The organism is Streptococcus sp., assembly GCF_032481935.1.
Classification (GTDB): domain Bacteria; phylum Bacillota; class Bacilli; order Lactobacillales; family Streptococcaceae; genus Streptococcus.
On the sequence record NZ_JAWERU010000075.1, the window covers coordinates 1 to 3,900 of the forward strand.

Genomic DNA, 3,900 nt, shown 5'->3' on the forward strand with positions numbered 1-3,900 from the left:
TTTCTGGTTGAGTGATAAAATCCCTCATGCTTTCAATTATTATAATGGTGGTAAAATTACTGTAGAAAAAGCTGATGATGGAAGCGATTATTTTGATCCACATGGGATGCATATTGCAGGGATTCTTGCAGGAAATGATACTGAAAAAGATATTAAAAACTTTAACGGAATAGATGGAATTGCGCCTAATGCACAGATCTTCTCTTATAAAATGTACTCTGACGCAGGATCTGGGTTCGCAGGGGATGAAACAATGTTTCATGCTATTGAAGATTCGCTCAAACACAATGTCGATGTTGTTTCGGTATCATCTGGCTTTACAGGAACAGGTCTTGTAGGTGAGAAATATTGGCAAGCTATTAGAGCATTAAGAAAAGCAGGCATTCCAATGGTTGTAGCTACGGGTAACTATGCAACTTCTGCTTCAAGTTCTTCATGGGATTTGGTGGCAAATAATAATCTGAAAATGACCGACACTAGAAATGTAACACGAACTGCAGCACATGAAGATGCGATAGCAGTTGCTTCTGCTAAAAATCAAACAGTTGAGTTTGATAAAGTTAAGATTGGAGGAGAAAGTTTTAAATACAGAAATATAGGGGCCTTTTTCGATAAGAATCAAATCATAACAAACGAAGATGGTTCAAAAGCTCCTAGTAAATTGAAATTTGTATATATAGGCAAAGGTCAAGACCAAGATTTGATAGGATTGGATCTTAAGGGCAAAATTGCAGTAATGGATAGAATTTATACAAAGGATTTAAAAAATGCTTTTAAACGAGCAACGGATAAGGGTGCACGCGCCATTATGGTTGTAAATACTGTAAATTACTACAATAGAGATAATTGGACAGAGCTCCCAGCTATGGGATATGAGGAGGATGAAGGAACTACTAGTCAAGTTTTCTCAATTTCAGGAGATGATGGTGTAAAGTTATGGAACATGATTAACCCTGATAAAAAAACTGAAGTCAAAAGAAATAATAAGGATGATTTTAAAGATAAATTGGAGCAATACTATCCAATTGATATGGCAAGCTATAATTCTAATAAACCGAATGTAGGTGACGAAAAAGAGATTGACTTTAAGTTTGCATCTGACACAGACAAAGAACTGTATAAAGAAGATATCATAGTACCAGCAGGATCCACATCTTGGGGGCCAAGAATAGATTTACTTTTAAAGCCTGATGTCTCAGCACCAGGTAAAAATATTAAATCTACTCTTAATGTCATTAATGGTAAATCAACTTATGGCTATATGTCAGGGACTAGTATGGCAACTCCAATCGTAGCAGCTTCTACTGTTTTGATTAGACCCAAGTTAAAGGAAATGCTTGAAAGACCTGTGTTGAAAAATCTTAAGGGAGATGACAAAATAGATCTTACAAGTCTTACAAAAATTGCCCTACAAAATACTGCACGCCCTATGATGGATGCGACTTCTTGGAAAGAAAAAAGTCAATACTTTGCATCACCTAGACAACAGGGAGCAGGTCTAATTAATGTTGCCAATGCTTTGAGAAATGAAGTTGTAGCTACTTTCAAAAACACAGATTCTAAAGGTTTGGTAAACTCTTATGGTTCTATTTCTCTTAAAGAAATAAAAGGAGATAAAAAATACTTTACAATTAAGCTTCACAATACATCAAACAGACCTTTAACCTTTAAAGTTTCAGCATCAGCGGTAACTACAGATGCTCTAACTGATAGACTCAAACTGGATGAAACATACAAAGATGAAAAATCTCCAGATGGGAAGCAAATTGTTCCAGAAATTCACCCAGAGAAAGTAAAAGATGCAAATATTACATTTGAGCATGACACTTTCACTATAGGCCCAAATTCTAGCTTTGATTTAAATGCGGTTATAAATGTTGGAGAGGCTAAAAACAAAAATAAATTTGTAGAATCATTTATTCATTTTGAGTCAGTGGAAGAAATGGAAGCTCTAAACTCCAATGGGAAGAAAACAAATTTCCAACCTTCTTTGTCGATGCCTCTAATGGGATTTGCTGGGAATTGGAACCAGGAACCAATCCTTGATAAATGGGCCTGGGAAGAAGGTTCAAAATCAAAAACAATGGAAGGTTATGATGATGATGGTAAACCAAAAATTCCAGGAACCTTAAATAAGGGGATTGGTGGAGAACATGGTATAGATAAATTTAATCCAGCAGGAGTTATACAAAATAGAAAAGATAAAAATACAACATCCCTAGATCAAAATCCAGAATTGTTTGCTTTCAATAACGAAGGGATCAACGCACCATCATCAAGTGGTTCTAATATTGCTAAAATTTATCCTTTAGATTCAAATGGAAATCCTCAAGATGCTCAACTTGAGAGAGGATTAACCCCTTCTCCACTTGTATTAAGAAGTGCAGAAGAAGGATTGATTTCAATAGTAAATACAAATAAAGAGGGAGAAAATCAAATCGACTTAAAAGTCATTTCTAGAGAACACTTTATTAAAGGAATTTTAAACTCTAAGAGAAATGATGCAAAGGGAATCAAATCTTCTAAATTAAAAGTTTGGGGTGACTTGAAATGGGATGGACTCATTTATAACCCTAGAGGTAGAGAAGAAAATGCACCAGAGAGTAACGATAACCAAGATCCAGCTACTAGGATAAGAGGTCAATTTGAACCAATTGCAGAAGGTCAATATTTCTATAAATTTAAATATAGATTAACTAAAGATTATCCATGGCAGGTTTCCTATATTCCTGTAAAAATTGATAACACAGCACCTAAGATTGTTTCGGTTGATTTTTCAAATCCCGAAAAAATTAAGTTGATTACAAAGGATACTTATCATAGAGTAAAAGATCGGTATAAGAATGAAACTCTATTTGCGAGAGATCAAAAAGAACATCCTGAAAAATTTGACGAGATTGCCAACGAAGTTTGGTATGCAGGAGCCGCTCTTGTTAATGAAGATGGAGAAGTTGAGAAAAATCTTGAAGTAACTTACGCAGGTGAGGGTCAAGGAAGAAATAGAAAACTTGACAAAGACGGAAATACCATTTATGAAATTAATGGTGCAGGAGATTTAAGAGGAAAAATCATTGAAGTCATTGCATTAGATGGTTCTAGCAATTTCACAAAGATTCATAGAATTAAATTTGCTGATCATGCTGATGAAAAGGGGATGATTTCCTATTATCTAGTAGATCCTGATCAGGATTCATCTAAATATCAAAAGCTTGGAGAGATTGCCGAATCTAAATTTAAAAATTTAGAAAATAGAAAAGAGGATAGTCTTAAAAAAGATACAACTGAGGTAGAACATCATCATCATGAAAATGAAGAAGCTATCGAAGAAAAATCTAGCTTGACTATTCATAAAACTATTTCAACAATTAGAGATTTTGAAAGTAAAGACTTAAAGAAACTCATTAAAAAGAAATTTAGAGAAGTTGATGACTTTACAAGTGAAACTGGTAAGAGAACGGAGGAATACGATTATAAATACGATGATAAGGGAAATATCATTGCTTATGACGATGGTAGTGCCTTACAATATGAAACTGAAAAACTTGACGAAATCAAATCAAAAATTTATGGTATTTTAAGCCCGTCTAAAGATGGACACTTTGAAATTCTTGGAAAGATAAGTAATGTTTCTAAAAATGCCAAGGTATATTATGGCAATAATTATAAATCGATAGAAATCAAAACGACCAAGTATGATTCCCACTCAAAAACGATGACATTTGATTTATACGCTAATATTAATGATATTGTGGATGGATTAGCTTTTGCAGGAGATATGAGATTCTTTGTTAAAGATGATGGTCAGATAAAAGCTGAAACGAAGATTAGAATGCCTGAAAAAAATAAGGAAACTAAAACAGAATATCCCTATGCATCAAGTTATGGGAATGTAATAGAATT

At 33.9% G+C, this 3,900-nt stretch carries 1 protein-coding gene; it reads left to right on the plus strand.

Features of this window, described 5'->3' with window-relative positions; all coding sequences use genetic code 11:
* A partial coding sequence (locus tag E7C97_RS09160) for a S8 family serine peptidase (RefSeq protein WP_316109015.1) occupies positions 1-3,900 on the plus strand: 3,900 nt, incomplete at both ends.